Here is a 22183-nt window from a genome sequence, read left to right on the forward strand (position 1 = left end):
ATGGAAGGTGATAAGGTCCATTCAGTTAGGAGATTTTTCGTATGGCGGGTTTATACATTAACCAGCACGTCCTGAACAACTTATTTTATATTTTAGTCACGATCTTTGCCTTTTCGTTTATTTATGACCATAGTCGAGCGATCCGGCAGCGCCCGCTCTATGGCCGGGCGCTGCTTGGGATTTGTTTGGCGTTGGCGGCCGTTTTGTGCATGAAATTTCCGATTTACATGGATCCGCTGTGCGTCCATGATTTCCGGCAAATTCCGTTTTTGCTTGGGACATTGTATGGCGGCGGCGCGGTCGGGGCGGTGCTGTTTGTTGTCTTGATGCTGGCGCGCACCGTTTTGTACGGATTTCAACCGCTCACCTTGATCGTTTACGCCATCATGTTTGCCATAGCGGCGGCCGCCTCGCCGCTGTTTCGCAAGCTGCCGCGGCCGAGCAAGCTCGTTATGTCGCTTTGGCTGACGTTTTTGCTCGCGGTGCTCACGACATTTGTCGCCGTGATTGTTGCTGATTTTCCGGTAACGAGGCCGTATATCGTGTATTTCATTATGATGCCGCCGTTCGTCATGATGTTCGCTGTCTATTTGATGGAGACGCTTCATGAGGCGCAGCTCGCTCGGGCAGAGCTGATGAAGATGGAAAAAATGCAGATCGTCAGCCAAATGGCGGCCAGCATTTCCCATGAAATCCGCAACCCGCTCACCGTCGTCAAAGGATTCATCCAGCTGCTGCAAACGGGTCGGCTGCCGCGCGAAACCGAAGAGCGCTACATTCGCATCGCCTTAGAGGAACTCGAGCGGGCGGAAGCCATCATCCGCGACTATTTGACGTTTGCCAAACCAGCGCCAAAAGAGACCGAGCCGATTGATGTCGCCGTCGAGCTTCAAAAAGTGCTGCAAATGATTACGCCAATGGCGCATATGCATTCGATCCATGTATCCTCTTCCCTCGAACATGGTGTCGTCATCGGAAACGTACAATATTTCCAACAGTGTTTTCTCAACTTGTTGAAAAACAGCATTGAGGCGATGCCGAACGGCGGCACGCTCCATGTTGCGGCCGAGAACCGGGGGGCATCAGTCGTCATCACCATTTCCGACAACGGCGTTGGCATGACGAAAGAACAAGTGCGCCGCTTCGGCGAGCCATACTTCAGCACAAAAGAAAAAGGCACTGGGCTTGGTGCGATGGTCGCCGTCAAAATCATCGAACAAATGGGAGGAACGTGGACGATCGAAAGCGCCGTACAAAAAGGGACGACGTTGACGATCACGCTGCCGGCAAGCCGGGTGCGGCCGCCGACGGCGGAACAAAGCGCCGCCGGCTGATCGAAAAAACGGATGCCCTGTTTCGGACATCCGTTTTTTCTTGGCTATTGGCGCGATCACTTGACTTCCTCAAAATAATCTTTGTAAAACCCGCCGACTTTTCCGCTGTTGTCGATGACAAAATAAAACTCGTCCGTTTCGCTTTTCACTTCATATACTTTGCCCGGCGTCAACACATTGCTGACCATGTACTTTTCCGCGTTCGTGTGAACGCACTTTACTTTTTTGATCGTCGGCCGGGTCGCCCATGTGTGATGAATCATGGCGTCATCTCCTTCTCTTTATATTTTTCCCCTTCTTTATTGTAGCGACCCGGACAACCAGCTGCAACGTCCCATTCGCCATTTGCCGCTATGGCCGGCGCTCAAATCGTTGGCGGCGGCGGGCAACCGTGTTATAGTGAAACTATGCGGACACCCGCCAACAAGCCGGGCCATCATTTTCGAAAGGGGAGACTCTTATGTTCTTGCCTTCATTCCGTTTGGACGGAAAAACGGCGCTTGTGACCGGAGCGGGGCGCGGCATCGGCCGGGCGGACGCGGTTTTTCCTTTTTCTTTTGCTCTTTCGCCTTTGGCGGCGCGGATTCGGACGCTGGTGGATCATGCTTTTTGCGTTTTTGTTCCTCTTTTTTCACAAGCGGCAGTGAAAAACGGGCGGCTGGTTGGCCGGCCAACGCCTTCTCCATAATGCGGCGGAAAATGACCGCTGCCGTTTCCCCGCTTGTCGTCGTCAAATAATGTGTTTCGTCCGGCCGGTCATAGCCGAGCCAAAGCGCACCGACGAGCTGCGGCGTATAGCCGACGATCCATTGGTCTTTCACCCCGTCGATGCCGGGAATCGTCATTTCCGTCGACCCGGTTTTGCCGGCGAGCTCCCGTCCGGGGATGGCGGCGCGCTTCCCGGTTCGTTCCTTCACGGATGACCCCTTCGAGCAAAAACGTCATTTGTTGGGCGGTTTTCTCTGACGTCACGACCGCTCGTTTCGGCCTCCATTCCGCCACCTCATGACCATAAGCGTCGACGATTTTCGTAATGAGATGGCCGTCCGGGCGGACGCCATTGTTGGCAAACACGGCGTACGCTTCAGCCATCTCAAGCGGCGACACGCCGCGGGACATGCCGCCAAGAGCAATACCGAGCTGACGGTCTTCTTTTTCCAAAGGCAAGCCGAACCGGTGCAGCGCATCCATCCCTTTGTTTACGCTGATGGCGATTTATGCTTTTTTCCCTTTAAGAAAAACGCCATCATTAACGCCAATACCGTCAAGCCGGTGGCGACAAAAAAGGCGTCGTTGATCCCCTCGACCGTTGACCGTTGCTGCACAAGTCCATACAACAGCTGAGTGATCGCTTCATCGCTTGGGATGGCCTGTTTCAGTTGGCCGACAAGGCTCATGAACAACGGATTGTTTTCCGTCATTTCATTTCTGTACATTTCCACATGGAATTTCGTCCGGTTGGACATGATCGTCACCAAGAACGCCGTTCCGAGCGAAGCGGCCACTTGGCGGATCGTATTCGACATCGCCGTGCCGTGGCTGTACAAATGGCGCGGCAAGGCATTCAACCCTTCCGTCATAATCGGCATTCCGAGCATCGACATGCCGAACATGCGGAAAATGTAAAGCCAAATTAACTGGCTGTACGGTGTATCCATGGTTAGCTTGCTGAATTCCCACGTCGTGACCGCGGTGATGATCAAGCCGACGATCGCCAGCGCCCGCGCCCCAATGCGGTCAAACACCCAACCTGAGATCGGCGACATCACCGCCATGACGATCGCTCCCGGCAGCAACAGCAAACCGGCATCGAGCGGCGTAAAGCCGCGCAAGTTTTGCAAATACACCGGAAGCAAGACCATAGCGGCAAACATCGCCATGTTAATGACCGATCCGATGACGGTCGCCAACGTAAACACTGGGTATCGGAACACGCGGAAATTGAGCACCGGATGTTCCGAGCGGAGCGAACGCCATGTGAACATGATCAGGAACAAGACGCCGATGACAAGCGAAACAACGACTTCCGTCTCGCCCCATCCTTTGCTTCCGGCCTCGCTGAAGCCATACAGAACGCCGCCAAACCCGATCGTGGAGTAGATCGCTCCTTGCACGTCAAGCACGGGATTGCCTTTGCGCGGCGTATGTTTCAGCCAGACGGAGGCAAGCACAATGTCTACAATCGCGATCGGCAAAACGACGTAAAACAACAGCCGCCATGTATAATGTTCAACGATCCAGCCAGACAGCGTCGGTCCGACCGCCGGCGCGAACATCATGGCGATTCCGACCGTCCCCATGGCCACTCCGCGGCGTTCCGGCGGGAAAATCGACAACATAATGACCATCATCAGCTGCATGATGATGCCGGCCCCGACCGCCTGCGTCAGCCGTCCTGCAAGCATGACGGCAAAGGTTGGAGCGATCGAGCAAACAAACGCGCCGATGGCGAAAAACGACATGCCGGATAAAAACAGCCGTTTCGCTGGAAACTTCGCGATTAAAAACGGGCTGATCGGGATGAGCACCCCGTTAACAAGCATATATCCTGTCACGAGCCATTGAATCGTCGACGTTTCTACGTTGAAATCTTGCATCATATGGGGCAAGGCGACGTTGATCAACGTTTGATTCAAAATGGCGACAAACGCCCCCAGCATGACCGTCGCCACAACCTTTCCACGGCTGCCGATATCCCCGAGGCCGCCTTGCCCGGCTGGAGCGGCCGAGCGCCCATCCGTTTCTGTCGACGGCTCCGCTTTCGTTTCCGCTAACGGTTGAGCGTTGGCTTCCGCTGCTTCATCCGCCGCCTTCCCTGCGGCTGAAGCCGGCTTGCGGCGGCGCAGCGCGATGTTGACCGCCGCCAAGACCAAAACGGCAAACACAATATAACCAATGACAAATGTTGTCATCTTCCATCACCTACTTATGGATGCGGACGGTGACGTTCATGCCCGGCACAAGCCCGGCTCCGCTGTAATTGTCAATGGAAATCGTGACAGGAATCACTTGGGTCACTTTCGTGTAGTTGCCGGTCGCATTGGAACTTGGCAGCAGGCTGAACGTATTCGCTGTCGCATTGCCAATCTTTTCGACTTTGCCGCTGAATTTGCGGTCCGGATACGCATCGACATAAATATCGACGTCTTGCCCGACTTTCACGTCTTCAATATCCGTTTCTTCAATATTCGCCGTCACCCACAAATCGTTCAAATCAAACCCGCGGGCAAGCGGCATCCCCGCGGCGACAAACGAGTCTTTCACCGCGTTTTGCTGCACGATCGTCATCCGATGAGGCACTGTCACCGGAATCGTTGTTTTGCCATCAAACACCTCGCCAATTTCTTCCCCCGCTGAGAAGGTTTTTCCCGTGTCGCCCCGCCAAGATGTCAGTTTTCCAGACAGCGGCGCCGCAACCGAGATGACCTGGCCGTCGATGCGGGCGTTGTCTGTTTTAATGTAATTCGTCGCTTCGTTCACATAGTAGTAAGCGGCAAAGCCGCCGCCGACAAGCAAAATGAGCACAATGATGTTCAGCGCCACCAATCGTTTCACGTTCACTGTCTATTCCTCCCCGAGTAAAATCGCTTTAATTTTTTCATGAAGATGCAAAAACTGTTCAATCTCCTCTGGAGAGACGAGTTCTTGAATGCGGCCAAGCCGTCGGCGCAGCACCGACTGCTCGCCAAACGCTTCCGACACTGTCTCTTTTCCCTTTTCCGTCAAACTCAAAATGACCGCGCGCCGATCTTGCTTCGACGGCTCGCGGACAACAAGGCCGGCGCCGACGAGCCGATCGACCGTGCCGCTGACGTTGCTGTTACTTAAATTTAATTTTTCCGCCAAGTCATTCAGGCGAATATGTTCTTTTTTCAACAGCGTATATAAGACGATCAGCTGCACCTCTGTCACCCCGACGCGGGCGGCGTCCTCGCGGATGAGGCGATAAAGCGCCTTTTGCGTCCGGAAGACAGCGTACATGATGTCCCGGCTGATCCCTTCCATTCATCCCCCCTCCTTACTTCATCTTTCTTGTTGGAATAGTTTCAATACGAATTATTTCTGCACGAAATATGATTATAACATGAAAACGAGGAAAATCAACTATATTGTTTCATGGCTTGGCGAAAACATACGCAACAAAAAAGTCCAACTGGATGTTTGGCATCCAATTGGACTCTTTTGTCCACTTCTCCTTCACGAATCCGCGCCGCGGTTGCCGTCGGCTGAATGCAGTTTCTCAACCACGCTCCACCAGGTGGGTGTTCGCAGAAGCGTTCCTGCCGTCCTCCATCACGAATATTGAGGCATGACATTCCCGCTTCAATGTAGAACTCCCTTTTGATTGCCATCGGTTGAAACTTCATTCTACAACGCACAACGCAGCAGCGGATTGGTGATTATTATAATACATGATCGGCCGTTCTTTGGCAAGAGGGACAGCCATCCATTTTTTCAAACGGGATACACGCCGTGCTTCCGCTCGGAAAAGACCATATATTTGGACATATACGCGGCAAACCGCCGGATGAGTTCGTCGCGCAAATCATTCGGCGCGATGATGCCGTCAACGACCAATTCAGAAGCGAGCCGATAAATATCGATGTCGCGCCGGTATTCCTCGCGTTTTTGTTCGACAAACGCCGCACGCTCTTCTGGCGGCAGCTCCGCAATTTTGTTGGCGTAGACGGCGTTGACGGCCGCTTCCGGCCCCATGACGGCGATTTGCGCGTTCGGAAGCGCCAAGCAGCAATCCGGTTCAAACGCTGGCCCGGCCATCGCGTACAATCCGGCGCCGTACGCTTTGCGGACGATGACCGAGATTTTCGGCACAGTGGCTTCCGACATGGCCGCGATCATTTTCGCCCCATGGCGGATGATGCCGGCCCGCTCAACTTTCGTGCCGATCATAAAGCCAGGGACGTCGGCCAAAAACAAAAGCGGGATATGGAACGCATCGCAAAGCGTAATGAACTTCGCCGCTTTGTCGGCCGAATCGTGGAACAAGACGCCGCCTTTGACGCGCGGCTGGTTGGCGATGATGCCGATCGGCTGGCCGTTAAGGCGCGCCAGTCCCGTAATGATTTCCGGCGCAAACAGTTTTTTGATTTCACAAAACGAACCTTCGTCAATGATCCGCTCAATCAAATCATACATGTTGAACGGCGCATTTTGGTTTTCCGGCAAAATGTCTTCGATCGTTTTGTCAAACGATTTCGGCGGCTTCGCCTCGACCACCGGCGGTTTTTCGCCGTAATGGGACGGAAAATATGACAAATAACGGCGTGCATAGGCAATCGCTTCTTCTTCGGTTTTCACGAGCACGTCGCCGCAGCCGGAAACGGTGCAATGCATGCGGGCGCCGCCCATCTCTTCGAGCGTCACTTTTTCCCCAATCACCATTTCCGCCATGCGCGGCGAGCCCAAGTACATCGAGGCGTTGCCCTCGACCATGATGACGATGTCGCAAAACGCCGGAATATAAGCGCCGCCGGCCGCTGACGGGCCAAACAACAGGCACACCTGCGGCACTTTGCCGGACAGCTTCACTTCGTTGTAAAAAATGCGCCCCGCCCCGCGCCGGCCGGGAAACATTTCGATTTGATCCGTAATGCGGGCACCGGCCGAGTCCACCAAATAAATGATCGGGCAGCGCAGTTTTTCCGCTGTCTCTTGAATGCGAATGATTTTTTCGACGGTGCGCGCTCCCCACGAGCCGGCTTTGACGGTCGAATCGTTCGCCATCACGCAGACGGTGCGGCCATGGATTTTGCCGATGCCGGTCACGACTCCATCAGCCGGCAGGCCATCCGCCAAACAGTTGGCAAACAGCCCGTCTTCCACTTCCAAGCCGTGATCAAGCAGCAAATTCAGCCGCTCGCGGACAAACAATTTCCCTTGGGCCGCATTTTTTTCATGATATTTTGGCGCCCCGCCTTTCTTGATTTCCGCCGCTCTTTTCTCCAGCTCCGCTGCGAGCGTGTCTTGCTGATTGGCAGTTTCTTTCATCTCTTTGGTTTCCCTCCTTGTTTTGATGGATCTTGCTGTTCCATCCCGCGTGTTCGGCCGGAACACGGTTGGATGCCGTTTTTTTGTTGCCGCGCGAATGCCGATGCGGGGCAAGCGCTCCGTTGCGGCTTTCTCCTTATCCAAACAGCCCCATCCTGCCCAAGCGCGGGCTTACTCCCCTTTGTACACCGGCTTCCGCTTTTCTTTAAACGCCTGCAAGCCTTCGAGCCGGTCTTTCGTTGGGATCGTCGCCTCATAGGCGAGCTGCTCGATCGCCAGCCCGGTTTCAAGGTCGACGTTAAACACGCTTTGCACCGCCCGTTTCGCCTGGCGGACAGCGATCGGAGCATTGTCAGCAATTTGCCGGGCCAATTCGAGCGCCCGATCCATGAGCTCGGCGCGCGGCACCGCGTATTCGACAAGGCCGATTCGCTCGGCTTCCTGCGCTGTAATCCGTTTGGCGGCAAAAATCAACTCTTTCGCTTTGCCGAGACCGACAAGGCGCGGGAGCCGCTGCGTGCCTCCCGCCCCCGGAATGATGCCAAGCGACGTTTCCGTCAGCCCAAGCTGGATATCGTCGGCGGCAAACCGGATGTCGCAGGCGAGCGCCAGCTCAAGCCCCCCGCCAAAGGCCGAGCCGTTTAACGCGGCGATGACCGGCTGCGGCGTTTTCTCCACCTCGTTGATCGTCTTGCTGATTAAGGCGACCGTCTGCCGCACTTCCGTTTCATTCATCCCCGCCCGCTCTTTCAAATCAGCGCCGGCGCAAAACACTTTTTCTCCCGCCCCAGTCAACATGACAACGCGCACGTCTTTCCGAAATTTGATCTCCTGAAAGAGCGCTCCAAGCTCGAAAAGAAGCGCTCTTGAAAGCGCGTTGGCCGCTTCCGGGCGGTTTAATGTCACAATGGCGATGCCGTTTTCTTGTGTCTCAAACGATACAAGTGTGCTCACGTTTTCTCCCCCCTTATGATCCAACCGTTTGCAAATAGCGGCTCGGAAGCGGGCGTCCGATTTTGTCGCGGATAAACAACGCCGCTTTCGTCAGCTGCTCGACATCGATGCCGGTTTCAATCCCCATTCCGTGGAGCATATACACCAAATCATCGGTGGCGACGTTTCCCGACGCTCCGGGAGCGTACGGACAGCCACCGAGGCCGCCGAGCGAGCTGTCAAACGTCGTAATCCCCATTTCCATGGACACTAAAATATTGGCCAGCGCCGTCCCCCGTGTATCGTGAAAATGCATGGCGATCCGTTCGACCGGAAAGCGACGAAGCACCTCAGCAAGCACGTCCTCCACTTGTTTGGGCGTCGCGACGCCGATCGTATCGCCAAGCGACAGTTCGTCAACCTCCATCGCCAACAACCGGTCCGCCACCATCAACACTTGATCGACGGCAACAGGCCCTTCATATGGGCAGCCAAAGACGGTGGAAACGTAGCCGCGCACCGTTTTTCCTGCTTGTTTTGCCGTTTTCACGACCGCTTCCAGCACCGGAAATGTGGCAGCGATCGTTTTGTTAATATTTTTTTGGTTGTGGGCTTCGCTCGCTGACATGAAGACGCCCACTTCATCGACCCCGGCGCCAAGCGCCCGCTCAAGCCCCTTTTCGTTGGGGACGAGCGCCGCATACGTGACGCCGGCTTTCCGGCGAATGCCCTCTGCCACTTCAACGGCGTCCGCAAGCTGTGGAATCCATTTCGGATGGACGAAGGAGGTCACCTCAATGTACGACAACCCCGTTTCTGACAATAGATTGATCCAGGCAATTTTATCGGCGGTTGCGATCGGCGTTGCTTCGTTTTGCAGGCCGTCGCGCGGGCCGACTTCTTTGACCGTCACCTTCGCCGGCCATCGGCTCATGCTCTGCTCCCCCTTTATTCAATCTCGACAAGCACGTCGCCTTCGTTGACGAAATCTCCTTCCTGCACGTGGATGTGCTTCACGACGCCAGACGTTTCCGCGGCAATCGGAATCTCCATTTTCATCGATTCCAAAATGACGACATCTTGCCCTTCTTCCACACGGTCACCGACGGCGACGACAATTTTCCATACACTTCCGGCCATCGTTGCGATTATTTGATTCATCGTTTCTTCCCCCATTCATTTCTGCTTCATTTCGTTTTTATTGGTTTCCAATGTTTCGAAAGGAAATCGGTCGTTGTATCCCCCGCTTGAAACGCTGGATGAGACAACACGGCCTCAAGCAGCGGAATGTTCGTTTTAATCCCTTCAACGCGATAGTCTCGAAGCGCTTCGAGCAAGCGTTCAATCGCCGTTTGCCGATCCGGCCCTTTGGCAATCAACTTCGCGATCATCGGATCATAAAACGGCGTGACCGTGATGCCGCTTTGAACCGCCGTTTCATGACGAATCCATTCGCCTTGTGGGGCGGAAAACACCGTAATGCGGCCGGGCGACGGGTAAAACGTGTTCGGATCTTCGGCATAAATGCGCACTTCCATGGCGTGCCCGTCGCGGCGAATCTCTTCTTGTTTATAGCGGAGCGGCTCGCCGGCGGCGATGCAGAGCTGCTCTTCGACGATGTCGATGCCGGTGATTTCTTCTGTCACCGGGTGCTCGACTTGCAGCCGAGTGTTCATCTCAAGAAAATAAAAATTTTTCTGTTCATCGACGAGAAATTCAATGGTACCGGCATTTGCATAACCGATGTAACGCGCAGCCCGCACCGCCGCTTCGCCCATTTTCTGCCGCGTTTCCTCATCCAAAAACGGCGACGGCGCCTCTTCGACCACCTTTTGATGGCGGCGCTGGATCGAGCACTCGCGCTCCCACAAGTAGACGCAATTGCCGTAGGAATCGGCGAGCAGCTGAATTTCAATATGGCGCGGGCGTTCAATATATTTTTCAATGTACATCGTCCCGTCGCCGAAAAACGAAGCTGCCCGCTTTTGGCTCCCTTCAAACGCTTGGCGCAGCTCAGCTTCGTCGCGAGCGATATGCATGCCGATGCCGCCGCCGCCGGCTGACGCCTTCAGCATGACTGGATACCCAATCGAAGCCGCCGCTTTGGCCGCTTCATCGGCGCTATCAAGCGCAAAGGAGACGCCCGGGACGATCGGCACGCCGGCTTGTTCCATCGTCCGCCGCGCTTCGATTTTGCTGCCCATCGCCGCAATGATGTCCGCCTTCGGACCGATGAAGACGATTCCTTCTTCCTCGCAGCGGCGGGCAAACGCTGGATTTTCCGACAACAGCCCGTAGCCGGGATGGATCGCCTCCGCTTTCGCCGTTTTGGCAACCTCAATGATTTTTTCGATATTTAAATAGCTTTCCGCGACGCGCGGCTTGCCGATCAAATACGCTTCATCCGCGAGCGAGACATGAAGCGAATCGGCGTCTGCTTCGGAATAAATGGCAACCGTTTGAATGCCGAGACGTCGGCACGTGCGGATGACACGGACGGCGATTTCGCCGCGGTTGGCAATCAACACTTTCGAAAACATCGTCTCACCCTTTCTTCAAAAGTACAGGTGCCGGCGCCGGACGGTTCGTCCGCCCGGCGCGGCGGTTTAGGTTTATAAGCCGAGGCGCTGTTTCGCCATTTCCCGCAATTTGAATTTCTGAATTTTCCCGGATGCCGTCATCGGGTACGAGTCGGTAAATTCGATATAACGCGGGATTTTATGCCGGGAAATGTTGCCGCGGCAAAACTCGCGAATCTCCTCAGCGGTCGCCGTTTCGCCGTCTTTTAAGATGATCCACGCCATCACTTCTTCCCCGTATACTTCATCCGGCACGCCAACGACTTGAACGTCCAAAATTTTCGGATGTTTGTATAAAAACTCTTCGATTTCACGCGGATAAATGTTCTCCCCGCCGCGGATGATCATATCTTTCAGCCGGCCGGTGATGCGGCAGTAACCGTTTTCGTCCATCACCGCCAAGTCGCCGGTATGGAGCCAGCCGTCTTCATCGATCGCTTCGCGCGTCGCTTCCGGATTGTTGTAATATCCTTTCATGACATGATAGCCGCGCGTGCACAGCTCCCCTTGCACACCGGGCGGCACTTCCTTGTTCGTGCCCGGCTCGACGATTTTCACTTCCACGCCCGGCAAGGCGCGGCCAACCGTTTCGACACGCAGCTCAAGCGGATCATCGGTGCGCGTTTGCGTGATGACTGGGGACGCTTCCGTCTGCCCGTAGGCGATCGTAATGTCTTTCATCCCCATTTTCTCGATGACCGCCTTCATCACTTCGACCGGGCAAGGAGAACCGGCCATAATGCCCGTGCGCAGCGACGACAAATCGTATTTGGCAAAATCCGGGTCGTTGAGCTCGGCGATGAACATCGTCGGCACGCCGTGAAGCGCCGTGCACCGCTCCGCTTCCACCGTCTCGAGAACCCGCTTCGGATGGAACTCCACAACCGGCACCATCGTCGCCCCGACCGTCACGCATGCAAGCGTGCTCATGACGCAGCCGAAGCAATGGAAAAACGGCACCGGAATGCACAATCGATCGCCTTCGCCAAGTCCCATGCATTGCGCTACTTGATGGGCGTTGTTGACGATGTTGTAATGCGTCAACATCACCCCTTTCGGGAATCCAGTCGTCCCGGACGTGTATTGCATGTTGATCACATCGTGCGGGTCGAGGCTCTCCATCCGTTCATCGAGTTCTTCTTCCGATACGTCGTGCGCCATCGCCAAGATGTCGTTCCAGGTGAACATGCCCGGGTACCGTTTGTCGCCAAGAAAGATCACGTTTTTCAACTTCGGCAGCCGTTTCGATTGCAGCTGTCCGGGCGCCGATGTGCGCAGCTCGGGAACGATTTCATATAAAATATCGATATACGACGAGTCGCGATATTGCTCAATCAAAAAGAGCGTCGTCGAGTCGGACTGCCGAAGCAAATACTCAAGCTCCGCCGCGCGGTAGTTCGTATTGACCGTCACGAGGACGGCTCCCATTTTGCCGGTCGCAAACTGGCAGGCGATCCATTCCGGGACGTTCGTCGCCCAAATGGCGACATGCTCCCCTTTTTCGATGCCAAGCCGCATCAACCCGCGCGCAACGAGGCGGCAATAGTCGTTAAACTGCCGATACGTCAGACGCAAGCCGCGGTCGGCGTACACGACCGCCTCATGGTCCGCATATTGCCTGGCTCGCTCTTCCAACAATTTCCCCACAGTCACCGTCAACATCGGCCGTTTCCTCCCCTTTGTCCGAATTCATGGTTATGGATATGCAGGCATTTCCGCTTTTAGCATCCCAGTTGGCGGGCGATGACGAGCCGTTGGATTTCTGATGTGCCTTCGCCGATTTCCATGAGCTTGATATCCCGCAAATGGCGCTCAACGCCGTACTCTTTCATATAGCCGTATCCGCCGTGAATTTGAATCGCTTGGTTGCAGACGCGGAACCCCATTTCCGACGCAAACAGCTTGGCGAACGATGCTTCTTTTGTAAACGGTTTCCCTTTGTCTTTCAACCAAGCCGCCTTGTACACCATATTGCGGGCAAGCTCAATTCCCATCGCCATATCGGCCAGTTTAAATTGAATGGCTTGAAACTTGGAAATCGGCTGGCCGAACTGAACGCGTTCCTTCGCGTATTGAAGCGCTTTCTCAAACGCCGCTTGCGCGATGCCGACAGCCAAAGCAGCGATCGAGATTCGGCCGCCATCAAGCGTGTACAAAAACTGCTTAAACCCTTTTTGTGGGTCGCCTAATACGTTTTCTTTCGGCACGCGGACGTTCTCGAAAACAAGCTCGCACGTATTGGACGCGCGCACGCCCATCTTGTCGTAATTCGAACGGATCGTAAATCCTGGGGAGTCGGTTGGCACGATGAGAGCGGTGATGATGTTTTTGCCGCGCGCATCTTTGCCCGTGACGGCGGTGACGATCACTTGCCGCGCGTATTGGGCGTTTGTGATCCAACATTTTTCGCCATTGATGACATATTCATCGCCGTCAAGCACCGCGGTCGTGCGCGTGCCGCCGGCGTCGGACCCGGCGTTCGGCTCTGTGAGCCCAAAAGCGCCAAGCGTCTCGCCTTTCGCCATCGGCACGAGCCATTTTTGTTTCTGCTCCTCTGTTCCAAAATAATAAATGGGACTCGCCCCAAGTGACACGGCGGCCGCATAGCTTAGCCCGGTGCCGCCACAGGCGCGGCCGATTTCCTCAACGGCGATGGCGTACGAAATCGTATCGCCTCCAGCGCCGCCGTATTCTTCCGGAAACGGCAAACCCAATAGCCCCAACTCGCCCATTTTGCGGAAGACATCCAGCGGAAAATGCGCCTCTTCATCCCATTTCGCCGCGTATGGGGCAATTTCCTTCTCAGCAAAGTCGCGAACCATTTCTTTAATCATTTGTTGTTCTTTCGTCAATGAAAAATCCATGTTCTCCCTCTCCCCCATCAAAATATATGAATCTATTGGTACCGACTAGTCGGTTTTGACTTCCGGTGCAAAAAAACAAACAGAACCCGCCGCGCCGGATAACAAGACCGACTAGTTGGTCTTTTTTGCGAAAAACCGCCTATTCGGCGGCCGGCCGCAACAAAAACCGCGCCGCCGCTGGGTTTTCTGGTGTGCGGAGCACCGCATGCAAAATGAAATCGGCAAAATATGCCGCGATTTCCTCAATTGACAGCGGACCATCCGGATTGTACCATTTGTATGTCCAATTGACCATGCCGATAATGGACATGCCAGTAATCTCCACCGACAGCTCCGGACGAAATTCCCCGGCTTCAATCCCCTCACGAATGACCCGAAAAATGATTTGCTTGAACTCTTCTCGCTTTTCATTGATCGGTTCAGCGTATTCCGGTTTTAAGTACGTGCTTTCCTGGTAAAACACGGTGATGTGTGGTTTATACAAATGAAACACTTTGACAAACGACTGAACGATGGCGTACAAGCGCTCAGTCGGCGTAGGAAAGCCCTCATACGCCTCCTGCGCTTTTGTCAGCGCATACGTGATAAAGACATCATGGATATGGTACAAGAGCTCGTCTTTTGATTTAAAATTATGGTAAAAACCGCCTTTGGATGTGTCGCTTTCGGCCACGATGCGGTCGACCGTCACGCCGTGGTAGCCGTATTTCTCAAACAAATGAAGCGCCGTATCGATAATGCGATCTCTGAGCGGTTTGTCAGCCATAGAAAATCCCCTTTGCCATTTATATTACACTATTTTCTGAAAAAGTGAAATATTTTTGTTTTGCCTTTACCATACCCGAACTGCACCATGATTGTCAACCATTGCTTCTCATGCCCAGCACGGTCGTACAGGGCCTGCCGATACATAATGGCCGCCATGTTTTCAAATGATAAAGATGGAGGTGGCTTCGATTGGAACCGATGCTATGCCCAAACTGCAAAACGAACCGAACGCGGTTTCATCTCATTGAGCAACATCCGCGTGCGGTCAAGATCGATCCGCACACCGGCGACATCGAGCACGAATACACAAACGAAGCGCTCGAACCGTTCCATCTCCCATACCGGGGCCCAAGCTACCGCGTCCAATGCGGCGTCTGCGGACTGATCGAAGATGCGGACATGTTCATTCAGCGCGCGAAATCGTCTCCATTGAGGTGATTCCATATGGCGAACAAAAAACAAACACCTTCTTCCATCGTTGACCAAAAACAGCTCGTCAACGACAAGGCAAAAGCGATGCGGGAGCACGGCAGCGAGCACATTCGCCGCGTCACGCCAAACGGGGCGGACGGGCAATAAACGCCGGCTTGCTTCTGCGCAGAAGCAAGCCGGCGGAGCTTCCGCTTTTCGTTGCTAGCGGTACATCGCCCACAGCCCAATATCGCGAAAACCAAGGCGGCGGTAGATGCGGCCAGCGGCCGGGTTGTCGTAAAACAAGCACGGCATCTTCCCTTCAGCGAGCAAATCGCAAACGAGCTTCGCCACGATGGTGCTGGCATACCCTTTCCCTCGATGCTCCTGATCCGTGCAGACGCCGACGATCATCGCCGACAATGAGTTTTCCGCTGATGTCGATGCCGCGGCCACCATTCGGCCGTCTTGTTCAATGTAGTACGTTCTAGCTGAATTGGTTTCCATCCCTTTCACCAGCATATCGCGGGACGACGGCCTCGTCTCAAATTCGGCAATGCGGCGCCGCAAGTCGAGAATCCGGTCGACATCGGCCAATTCGGCTTTTTTGACGGCGAACGCCCCCATTTCTTGGCGGGCGTATTCATCCGTCCGGCACTCGCAAAAATAAAGCGTTCGCTTCGTCCCAAGCGGCAGCCGCTCTTCAAACTGCCTGGCAATGTCCGCCTTGCCGGACAGCTGGATGGACGATGATTGGGCCGTCTCGCGGATGAGGCGGGCAAAGCCATCGGCATCAAAATCGCCAGGCGCGTACGGAATGTAGGAATCGTAATAACGGAGCAGCACCGCCTTCAGCGAGTCGGCATCGTCAAACTGCCCCCAAACGTCTTGGAAATCGGCGTCATAACCAAACGACTCAATATCGCCGATGATAAATAAATTGAACGACGGATCTTGCCGCAAAAACGAATAGACTTGTTGATGGTCTTCGGCCGTTAACCGGCGAATCATAGAATTCCCCCGCTTTTCGAATGATATTTTTTCCATTATACTATGAATCATCCCTGCTGCCAATGGCATTTGTGGCGTCAAAGCGAGAGGATTGCCGATGCCCCTAAGTCCGCATCGGCCAACTGCAAAGAAAGGAGGAAGCCCGCTCTCAAAAAAGCGAGGCGACGATGCCGATGAAGTTTATTGACGATCTGTACGAATACTATAAAGACCGACTGACCGGGGATGAAGAAGATGCCGAAGCGGTGGCGATGTCGATTTTAGATGAACTTAGCCGCCGCGATGTGCTCAAGCTGATCGGTGAGATGACTGATGAAGAGCTGCTCGGCATGTTCGGTTTGTATGTCCTGGAAAGCTTGAAAGCGAAAATGGCCCGCGAAGGCCTCGGCGCAACGCGGCCGCAAGATGCGCCGCGCGTGCATTGAAAAAGCAGCTGTCCATCGGTGCAGATGCCGCCATCTGACCGGGACAGCCGCCTCACAGGCAATGCCTCAGCGCCCGCTCGGGACGGCTTCGGACAAAGCAGCCGCCCCTTCGAATGGGCAGGGTGCACGATATTCGAGCGGCCTTATTCAACGGTAAAATTGCACATCATATCCTTCTTTCAACAACACTTGGTAGATTTGTTGAATGTGGTCTTCGTTTTTCGTCTCGAGCGAGAAGTGAATTTCCGCCTGGCCCGGCAGCACTTTGGCGCCGATGCGCTGATGGTGGATCGACATCACGTTTGCCTCAAGCTCCGCAATAATGCGCAGCAGCTTGTTCAGCTGGCCCGGCTTGTCGGAGATGACCGTTGTAAACGTCACAAACCGGCCTGCTTCGACAAGCCCCCGCTCAATGATGCGGGAAATCAACGTCACATCGACGTTGCCGCCGCTTAGCACAGCGGCGACTTTTTTGCCGCGAAACGGCAGCTTTTGATACAACAATGCCGCCAACGGACAAGCTGCCGCCCCTTCGATTAACAGCTTGTTCCGCTCGAGCACATACAGCATCGTCCGGGAAATTTCCGCCTCTTCCACGCATACAACGCCATCGACGTATTGCTCAATGTATTGGTACGTAATATTGCCCGGCTTTTTCACGGCAATCCCATCGGCGATCGTATTCGATGCGGCAATGGAGACGGGCTGTTTATGGCGTATGGCCGCCGTCATGCCGGGGCAAGCCGATGACTCAACGCCGTACACTTCAACCGACGGCTTCAGCTGTTTTAACGTAAGCGCCACCCCCGCAAGCAACCCGCCGCCGCCGACCGGGCAAAGAACGACATCGACGTCGGGAAGCTGCTCGATCAGCTCTAAGCCGATCGTCCCTTGGCCGGCCATCACCGCTAAGTCGTCAAACGGATGAACAAATGTCATCCCCCGTTCACGTTGCAACTCTAACGCATATTCCAAAGACTCGTCAAACACATCGCCGTACAGCACGACTTCCGCCCCGTAGCTTTTCGTCGCTTCAATTTTGCTGAGCGGCGCCCCTTTCGGCATGACAATCGTGCAAGGAATGCCGAGCATGCCGCTTGCGTAGGCGACCCCTTGGGCGTGGTTGCCGGCCGAGGCGGCGATGACGCCTCGCGCCCTTTCTTCTTCCGTGAGCGACATAATTTTATTGAATGAGCCTCTTACCTTAAACGAACCTGTTTTTTGCAAATTTTCCAGTTTCATATACACGTCATTGCCGGACAGCCGGCTGAACGTCTGCGAATGCTCAAGCGGCGTTTGGTGGACGATGCCTTTCATTTTCGCTCGCGCTTGTTCAATGTCTGTTAACGTCAACATCATCAAACCACCCTTTCCGATCGGGCGACCGGTTCTTGTTCGCCCCGCTTTATTATATACAAAACATTTCATCGCCGACAAATGTTGCTTTTCTTTAGTTGGTTTTGGATTATTTTTAGCATATAGTTTTGTTGCATAAAATCATGTTCAACAAACATCGCTGCAACCCGCTTCCTTTGTCAAACCGTTTGAACGTTGGACTTGTCCCAAAACATCAGAGTGTTTCTAGGGGAAGAGCTGTCTACGGTCTGTTCTTTTTCTTTTGTGAATATTGTTTATTTAGAACATTGTGCTATAGATATAGCCGATTGCCAACGGGAAAAAGCGGCCGAAAAGATCGGCGATAGGCAAACGCGAGGGAATTTGCTAATATGAAAGAAAAGCATTCGGAAGACGAAAGGATGAAGGGGTTGTGACGGAAAAGTTGTACTATACGGCGCCGGATGTTGACGTGTGGACGACAACGGTGACAAGCGTCCGCCAAGACGGCGAAACATACATTGTCACCTTGGCGGAAACAGCGTTTTACCCGGAAGGCGGCGGCCAACCGTCTGACGCCGGCACGATCGCCGGCTTGCCGGTGCTCGATGTGTTTGACGAAAACGGGGAAGTGTATCACCGCCTTCCTGTCCCCCCGGGAATGGGCGCCGTTTCATGCGTCCTTGATAGGAAGCGGCGCCGCGATCATACACAACAGCATAGCGGCCAACATTTATTATCCGCTGTACTCGTTGAACAGCTCGGCGCCGAAACAGTCGGTTTTCACCTTGGACGCGAGGTCGTCACAATCGACATCACGGCGGGTGCGCTGACGGAAGCAGACATGCTGGCAGTGGAAAACCGGGCCAACGAACTCATTTACGCGAATCTCCCTGTCGAGACGTATTGGGTGACGCCGGAAGAAGCAGAACGGATGCCGTTTCGCAAGCGTCCCGATGTTCAAGGTTCTGTCCGTGTTGTCGAGATGAAAGGGATCGATTTATCGGCGTGCTGCGGCACCCATGTGAAACGCACGGGCGAAATCGGCGTGATCAAATTGCTGAAAGCAGAGCGCCATCGCGGCATGACGCGTCTTTCCTTTCTTTGCGGCGGCCGGGCGCTTGCCGACTACCAGCAAACCCACCGCGTCGTGCAGGCGGCAGCAGGGCGGTTCGGGACAAGCCGCGATCAGCTGCTCGACGTGATCGCAAAATGGGAACAAGAGAAAAAAGAATGGGAAAAACGGCTGCGCCAATACGAGGCAATCGTCTTTGCCGTCGAAGCCGAACGGGCCGCCGCCGAATCAGGCCGTGCAGTGATTGGCCGTTACGACCAATATGGGGCAAAAGAACTGCAAATGATCGCCCGTCTGATCGCCGACCGTTATGGCAAAACCGCGCTTCTCGCCTCCACCTCCGATTGGCGCGCCGTGATCGCCAAAGCACCGTCTTCCTTGCTCCACGCAGGGAACTGGCTGAAAGAACAAGCCGCCCTGTTTGGCGGCAAAGGGGGCGGCAACGAGCGGCAGGGGCAAGCTGCTTTTCCGTCTCGTGAGGCGCTTAGCCAGTTCCTTTTCCGCGTGGAAGCGGCAGGCATCGATTGACAGCGCCTGCCCGCACCCTCCGGTTTCTTGGATTCGTTTCGTCCCCGTCGAATCGATAGGATGTCCGCCATAGCCAACGGAGGGCGGGTCTTGTACAATAAAAAACGAAATGTGCAGCTAAGGAGTTTGGAAAGATGAACGATCGACTCGTACAATCGCAAATCGAAGAACTCGAACGAAAGCTGCGCGCTTATGAGCGGTTGGTTAAAAAACTTCCGTTTCCATTCATCTTCACCGATTACGAAGCGGGAATTTCCATTGAAAAAAAGCGCGGAGAAACCTCACTGCTCCTTCGTTCCATCCCGCCCTCCCCTAAACGGGAGGCGGAATGGCAGTGGAATATTGATTTACATCGCGACGTACCGTTTGAAAAAGTGGAAGCCTTTTTGACGCCGTTGCTCGATCTTGTTCCACACCATATCGTTTTTGTCGACGACAAAGGGATTATCACGCTTTGCAATTTGCAGGCGGCTGTTGACACCGGCGTGGATCGCGACGCCATCATCGGCAAACATATTCGCGAGCTGCTGAAGCTCCCTGATGAGCTGATCGCGACGCTCGAATCGCTTGAAAAAGGCGAGCCGCTTTATAATTACGAAGTGCTCGACCGATTTTACGGCATCGTCAACACCCGTTTGATTTACAACGATGACGGATCGATCAAACGAGTCATCAGTGTGTTTCAGTCGCTCAATATGATGAAAGAAACAGAAAAGCTGGCGGTCGCTGGCCGCATCGCCGCCGGCATCGCCCATGAAATCCGCAATCCGCTGACGACAGTGCGCGGATATTTGCAACTATTGAAAAGCGATTTGCCGGATCGCATCGCCTCGCTCGTTGAGCGGCTTTTAATTCCTGAGCTCGACCGAGCGAACGACATTATCACGGATTTTTTGAATATCGCCAAGCCGGCGGACGTCAAAATGGAAACGTTCAACTTGCACCGCTTTTTGCGCGACGATGTCGGCGTCCTATTGCAAAGCGAAGCGCTATTGCATAACGTCGACGTCCATTTTGACCTTGATGACCAGCTTGACGATTACGAAATGAACGGCGACCGCAACCAGCTTTTGCAAGTGTTTTTAAACTTATTTCGCAACGCCGTGGAAGCAAAAGTGGCGAAAACGATGAAGGTGTCGATCTGCAGCCGAAAAATCAACCATCTTGTTCAGCTTCGCTTCTGCGACGATGGGCCCGGCATTCCGCCGTCGGTCATCGACCATGTTTTCGATCCGTTTTTTTCAACGAAGGAAACGGGAACTGGGCTCGGCCTGTCATTATCGAAAAAAATCGTCGAACTGCATCGCGGGACGATGAAAGTGCAAAGCGACGCGCACGGCACATGTTTTTTGATCGAATTCCCGCTTTGCAGCCAACCGCCGTTTCTTTCGTCATAAATCGTTTCCGAAGAGGGGGGGGCATCCCAGCTTCGGAAGTGGGGAGATTGATGATTTAGAACAATGTGTCACTTTATCACAGAAAAGGAGGAGCCATTATGGCAACGACCGCTCCGCCCAACAGCAAATGGCGGCACTTGTTTTCTTTATTTCTTCCTATTTTCATTTCACAAACCGGTGAATATGCTATGAATTTTGTCGATGTCGCCATGTCCGGTCACGCGAGCACCGAAGATCTTGCCGGCGTGGCAATTGGCTCAAGCCTATGGGTGCCGGTGTTGACCGGCGTTGACGGCATTTTGCTTGCTCTGTCGCCGATCGTCTCTCACCATTTTGGCGCCGGACGACATGACTCGATCACTCGCGCCGTCACCCAGGCGCTCTACTTGGCAGTCGCGCTTGCTGCCGCCATTGTCCTGATCGGCGCCGCTTCTGTGCCGTTGATTTTGAAACAAATGTCTTTGGACGAAAACGTTCGGCATATCGCCTTTCATTATTTGCGCGCCTTGTCGTTTGGGATCGTCCCGTTGTTTCTTTATTCCGTGCTCTGCTATTTCATCGATGCGCTTGGACAAACGAAAGTGACGATGTGGATTACGCTCACCGCCTTGCCGGTCAATATGCTGTTCAACTGGCTGTTCATCTACGGGCATGGCGGATTTCCATGCCTTGGCGGCATCGGCACTGGGTATGCGACAGCAATCACGTACACATACTGCTTTGCGGCTGCTGCCTTTGCCGCTTTGAAATTTCGCCGCTTGGCTCCCTATCGTGTACTCGTCCGTTTCTACCGTCCGTCATGGGCCGCATGGAAAGAGTTGCTGAAAACCGGGGTGCCGATCGGATCGGCCATCTTTTTTGAAACGAGCATTTTCGCTGCGGTGACGCTGCTTGTCGGCCAGTTTGGCGCGGAAACGGTCGCCGCCCATCAAAGCGCCCTCAACTTCGCCTCCCTGTTGTATATGATCCCGCTCAGCTTATCGATGGCGCTGACGATCGCCGTGGGGGTTGAAGCTGGGGCCAACCGTTATGAAGCAGCCAAGCAATATTGCCTGATCGGCATCACCCTCGCCTTGTCCATCGCAGCCGCCGTTGCACTGTTCCTTTTCATTTTCTGCGGCAATATCGCCCGGCTGTATACAAACGACCCGACCGTGGCGGCGTTGACGGAGAAGTTTTTGCTCTATGCGATCTTCTTTCAAGTTTCCGATGCCATCGCCGCTCCCATCCAAGGAGCGCTCCGAGGCTATAAAGAGGTGAATGCCGTCTTTTGGTCCGCTTTTCTCGCCTATTGGGGCGTTGGCCTTCCGCTTGGCTGCGCGCTCGCTCTATTGACTGCCGCCGGAGCGTTCGGCTATTGGATCGGCCTGATCGCCGGATTGGCAGCAGGCGCACTGTTTCTCAGCTTTCGCCTGCGGGCCGTTTGGCGCAGACATGACAGCGGGCATGCGCCGCTCGCCTCCTAAACGGCCGCTACCCAAACAAAGATTGGTCGAAAAGGCTGTGTTTCTTGA

General features: G+C 54.3%; 21 protein-coding genes, 1 other RNA gene and 3 pseudogenes. 8 read left to right on the forward strand and 17 right to left on the reverse strand.

The genetic code is table 11. The annotated features are described in order from the left end of the window. The first annotated feature begins 41 nt into the window (after nt 1–41). Nucleotides 42–1334: a sensor histidine kinase gene (locus tag B9L19_RS10355; protein WP_089113935.1), complete on the forward strand. Its 1293-nt coding sequence runs from the start codon at nt 42–44 to the stop codon at nt 1332–1334. Between the two features lie 56 nt (nt 1335–1390). Here B9L19_RS10355 and B9L19_RS10360 read toward each other — a convergent pair whose 3' ends face one another. Continuing rightward, nucleotides 1391–1597 (reverse strand): DUF6501 family protein, encoded by a 207-nt coding sequence (locus tag B9L19_RS10360; RefSeq protein ID WP_011231108.1) that lies wholly within the window; start codon nt 1595–1597, stop codon nt 1391–1393. 197 nt (nt 1598–1794) lie between these two features. Between B9L19_RS10360 and B9L19_RS19390 the strand changes: the two are divergent. Then, nucleotides 1795–1878 (forward strand): annotated as a pseudogene (locus B9L19_RS19390) (2-deoxy-D-gluconate 3-dehydrogenase); the annotation flags it as partial. 196 nt (nt 1879–2074) lie between these two features. Here B9L19_RS19390 and B9L19_RS19820 read toward each other — a convergent pair. The 14 genes and pseudogenes from B9L19_RS19820 to B9L19_RS10425 all read right to left on the reverse strand — a co-directional run. Then, nucleotides 2075–2179, reverse strand: a pseudogene (locus B9L19_RS19820) (hypothetical protein); the annotation flags it as partial. 109 nt (nt 2180–2288) lie between these two features. Then, nucleotides 2289–2525: pseudogene (locus tag B9L19_RS19675) on the reverse strand (penicillin-binding transpeptidase domain-containing protein); the annotation flags it as partial. Between the two features lie 8 nt (nt 2526–2533). After that, entirely contained in the window at nt 2534–4246 is a 1713-nt protein-coding gene (locus tag B9L19_RS10370) for a DHA2 family efflux MFS transporter permease subunit (protein ID WP_047753165.1), read from the reverse strand. A gap of 10 nt (nt 4247–4256) precedes the next feature. Next, nucleotides 4257–4895: an HlyD family secretion protein gene (locus B9L19_RS10375; RefSeq protein WP_013523690.1), complete on the reverse strand. Its 639-nt coding sequence runs from the start codon at nt 4893–4895 to the stop codon at nt 4257–4259. A 3-nt stretch (nt 4896–4898) separates the two neighbouring features. After that, nucleotides 4899–5339: a MarR family winged helix-turn-helix transcriptional regulator gene (locus B9L19_RS10380; RefSeq protein ID WP_011231100.1), complete on the reverse strand. Its 441-nt coding sequence runs from the start codon at nt 5337–5339 to the stop codon at nt 4899–4901. A 198-nt stretch (nt 5340–5537) separates the two neighbouring features. Beyond that, a non-coding RNA gene (ssrS, locus tag B9L19_RS10385) (6S RNA) lies at nt 5538–5727 on the reverse strand. A gap of 62 nt (nt 5728–5789) precedes the next feature. Beyond that, nucleotides 5790–7343 carry an acyl-CoA carboxylase subunit beta gene (locus B9L19_RS10390; RefSeq protein ID WP_025950280.1) on the reverse strand — a complete coding sequence of 518 codons (1554 nt, stop codon included), beginning with the start codon at nt 7341–7343 and terminating at the stop codon, nt 5790–5792. Nucleotides 7344–7514: 171 nt separating this feature from the next. Continuing rightward, nucleotides 7515–8297 carry an enoyl-CoA hydratase gene (locus B9L19_RS10395; protein WP_047753166.1) on the reverse strand — a complete coding sequence of 261 codons (783 nt, stop codon included), beginning with the start codon at nt 8295–8297 and terminating at the stop codon, nt 7515–7517. A gap of 13 nt (nt 8298–8310) precedes the next feature. Beyond that, nucleotides 8311–9210: a hydroxymethylglutaryl-CoA lyase gene (locus B9L19_RS10400; RefSeq protein ID WP_025950282.1), complete on the reverse strand. Its 900-nt coding sequence runs from the start codon at nt 9208–9210 to the stop codon at nt 8311–8313. A gap of 14 nt (nt 9211–9224) precedes the next feature. Next, nucleotides 9225–9437: an acetyl-CoA carboxylase biotin carboxyl carrier protein subunit gene (locus B9L19_RS10405; protein WP_025950283.1), complete on the reverse strand. Its 213-nt coding sequence runs from the start codon at nt 9435–9437 to the stop codon at nt 9225–9227. Between the two features lie 26 nt (nt 9438–9463). Beyond that, nucleotides 9464–10816, reverse strand: a complete 1353-nt coding sequence (gene accC / locus B9L19_RS10410; RefSeq protein WP_025950284.1) for an acetyl-CoA carboxylase biotin carboxylase subunit — start codon at nt 10814–10816, stop codon at nt 9464–9466. 72 nt (nt 10817–10888) lie between these two features. Continuing rightward, a complete protein-coding gene (locus tag B9L19_RS10415; protein ID WP_047753167.1) occupies nt 10889–12517 on the reverse strand; it encodes an AMP-binding protein in 1629 nt (542 codons plus the stop codon). A gap of 59 nt (nt 12518–12576) precedes the next feature. Beyond that, on the reverse strand, nt 12577–13719 hold the full coding sequence (locus B9L19_RS10420) for an acyl-CoA dehydrogenase (protein WP_047753168.1): 1143 nt from the start codon (nt 13717–13719) through the stop codon (nt 12577–12579). A gap of 139 nt (nt 13720–13858) precedes the next feature. Then, nucleotides 13859–14485, reverse strand: coding sequence for a TetR/AcrR family transcriptional regulator (locus tag B9L19_RS10425; protein ID WP_013145419.1), 627 nt, complete (start codon nt 14483–14485; stop codon nt 13859–13861). Between the two features lie 191 nt (nt 14486–14676). Between B9L19_RS10425 and B9L19_RS10430 the strand changes: the two genes are divergently transcribed. Together B9L19_RS10430 and B9L19_RS19570 are read left to right on the forward strand one after the other, a co-directional pair. Continuing rightward, nucleotides 14677–14925 (forward strand): hypothetical protein, encoded by a 249-nt coding sequence (locus B9L19_RS10430; RefSeq protein ID WP_025950287.1) that lies wholly within the window; start codon nt 14677–14679, stop codon nt 14923–14925. Nucleotides 14926–14931: 6 nt separating this feature from the next. After that, nucleotides 14932–15066, forward strand: a complete 135-nt coding sequence (locus B9L19_RS19570) for a hypothetical protein (RefSeq protein ID WP_256363775.1) — start codon at nt 14932–14934, stop codon at nt 15064–15066. A gap of 54 nt (nt 15067–15120) precedes the next feature. Here the strand turns inward: B9L19_RS19570 and B9L19_RS10435 are convergent, their stop codons facing one another. Further along, entirely contained in the window at nt 15121–15909 is a 789-nt protein-coding gene (locus B9L19_RS10435) for a GNAT family N-acetyltransferase (protein ID WP_047753171.1), read from the reverse strand. A gap of 167 nt (nt 15910–16076) precedes the next feature. On the opposite strand from B9L19_RS10435, the gene B9L19_RS10440 reads away from it, so the two are divergent. Beyond that, nucleotides 16077–16334, forward strand: coding sequence for a DUF6154 family protein (locus B9L19_RS10440; protein WP_020755517.1), 258 nt, complete (start codon nt 16077–16079; stop codon nt 16332–16334). A 147-nt stretch (nt 16335–16481) separates the two neighbouring features. On the opposite strand, the gene ilvA is transcribed toward B9L19_RS10440, so the two are convergent. Further along, the gene (ilvA, locus tag B9L19_RS10445; RefSeq protein WP_047753175.1) at nt 16482–17690 is read right to left on the reverse strand and encodes a threonine ammonia-lyase; all 1209 of its coding nucleotides are present in this window, start codon (nt 17688–17690) and stop codon (nt 16482–16484) included. Nucleotides 17691–18102: 412 nt separating this feature from the next. Here ilvA and B9L19_RS10450 point away from each other — a divergent pair, with 412 nt between their 5' ends. The 3 genes from B9L19_RS10450 (at nt 18103) to B9L19_RS10460 (ending at nt 22135) form a co-directional block, all read left to right on the forward strand. Beyond that, a complete protein-coding gene (locus B9L19_RS10450) occupies nt 18103–19272 on the forward strand; it encodes an alanyl-tRNA editing protein (protein WP_047753172.1) in 1170 nt (389 codons plus the stop codon). Between the two features lie 134 nt (nt 19273–19406). After that, nucleotides 19407–20669, forward strand: a complete 1263-nt coding sequence (locus B9L19_RS10455) for a two-component system sensor histidine kinase NtrB (RefSeq protein WP_025950290.1) — start codon at nt 19407–19409, stop codon at nt 20667–20669. A 98-nt stretch (nt 20670–20767) separates the two neighbouring features. Next, nucleotides 20768–22135 (forward strand): MATE family efflux transporter, encoded by a 1368-nt coding sequence (locus B9L19_RS10460; protein ID WP_047753173.1) that lies wholly within the window; start codon nt 20768–20770, stop codon nt 22133–22135. The last annotated feature ends 48 nt before the right edge of the window (nt 22136–22183 follow it).

It is taken from the genome of Geobacillus thermocatenulatus (genome assembly GCF_002217655.1).
GTDB lineage: Bacteria > Bacillota > Bacilli > Bacillales > Anoxybacillaceae > Geobacillus > Geobacillus thermocatenulatus.

Excerpts from the sequence above, each read along its gene's own strand:
- B9L19_RS10355 (WP_089113935.1), top strand. The coding sequence starts at position 42 with ATGGCGGGTTTATACATTAACCAGCACGTCCTGAACAACTTATTTTAT.
- B9L19_RS10360 (WP_011231108.1), bottom strand. The coding sequence starts at position 1,597 with ATGATTCATCACACATGGGCGACCCGGCCGACGATCAAAAAAGTAAAG.
- B9L19_RS10370 (WP_047753165.1), bottom strand. The coding sequence starts at position 4,246 with ATGACAACATTTGTCATTGGTTATATTGTGTTTGCCGTTTTGGTCTTG.
- B9L19_RS10380 (WP_011231100.1), bottom strand. The coding sequence starts at position 5,339 with ATGGAAGGGATCAGCCGGGACATCATGTACGCTGTCTTCCGGACGCAA.
- B9L19_RS10390 (WP_025950280.1), bottom strand. The coding sequence starts at position 7,343 with ATGAAAGAAACTGCCAATCAGCAAGACACGCTCGCAGCGGAGCTGGAG.
- B9L19_RS10400 (WP_025950282.1), bottom strand. The coding sequence starts at position 9,210 with ATGAGCCGATGGCCGGCGAAGGTGACGGTCAAAGAAGTCGGCCCGCGC.
- B9L19_RS10405 (WP_025950283.1), bottom strand. The coding sequence starts at position 9,437 with ATGAATCAAATAATCGCAACGATGGCCGGAAGTGTATGGAAAATTGTC.
- accC (WP_025950284.1), bottom strand. The coding sequence starts at position 10,816 with ATGTTTTCGAAAGTGTTGATTGCCAACCGCGGCGAAATCGCCGTCCGT.
- B9L19_RS10415 (WP_047753167.1), bottom strand. The coding sequence starts at position 12,517 with ATGTTGACGGTGACTGTGGGGAAATTGTTGGAAGAGCGAGCCAGGCAA.
- B9L19_RS10420 (WP_047753168.1), bottom strand. The coding sequence starts at position 13,719 with ATGGATTTTTCATTGACGAAAGAACAACAAATGATTAAAGAAATGGTT.
- B9L19_RS10425 (WP_013145419.1), bottom strand. The coding sequence starts at position 14,485 with ATGGCTGACAAACCGCTCAGAGATCGCATTATCGATACGGCGCTTCAT.
- B9L19_RS19570 (WP_256363775.1), top strand. The coding sequence starts at position 14,932 with ATGGCGAACAAAAAACAAACACCTTCTTCCATCGTTGACCAAAAACAG.
- B9L19_RS10435 (WP_047753171.1), bottom strand. The coding sequence starts at position 15,909 with ATGATTCGCCGGTTAACGGCCGAAGACCATCAACAAGTCTATTCGTTT.
- B9L19_RS10440 (WP_020755517.1), top strand. The coding sequence starts at position 16,077 with ATGCCGATGAAGTTTATTGACGATCTGTACGAATACTATAAAGACCGA.
- ilvA (WP_047753175.1), bottom strand. The coding sequence starts at position 17,690 with ATGTTGACGTTAACAGACATTGAACAAGCGCGAGCGAAAATGAAAGGC.
- B9L19_RS10455 (WP_025950290.1), top strand. The coding sequence starts at position 19,407 with ATGAACGATCGACTCGTACAATCGCAAATCGAAGAACTCGAACGAAAG.
- B9L19_RS10460 (WP_047753173.1), top strand. The coding sequence starts at position 20,768 with ATGGCAACGACCGCTCCGCCCAACAGCAAATGGCGGCACTTGTTTTCT.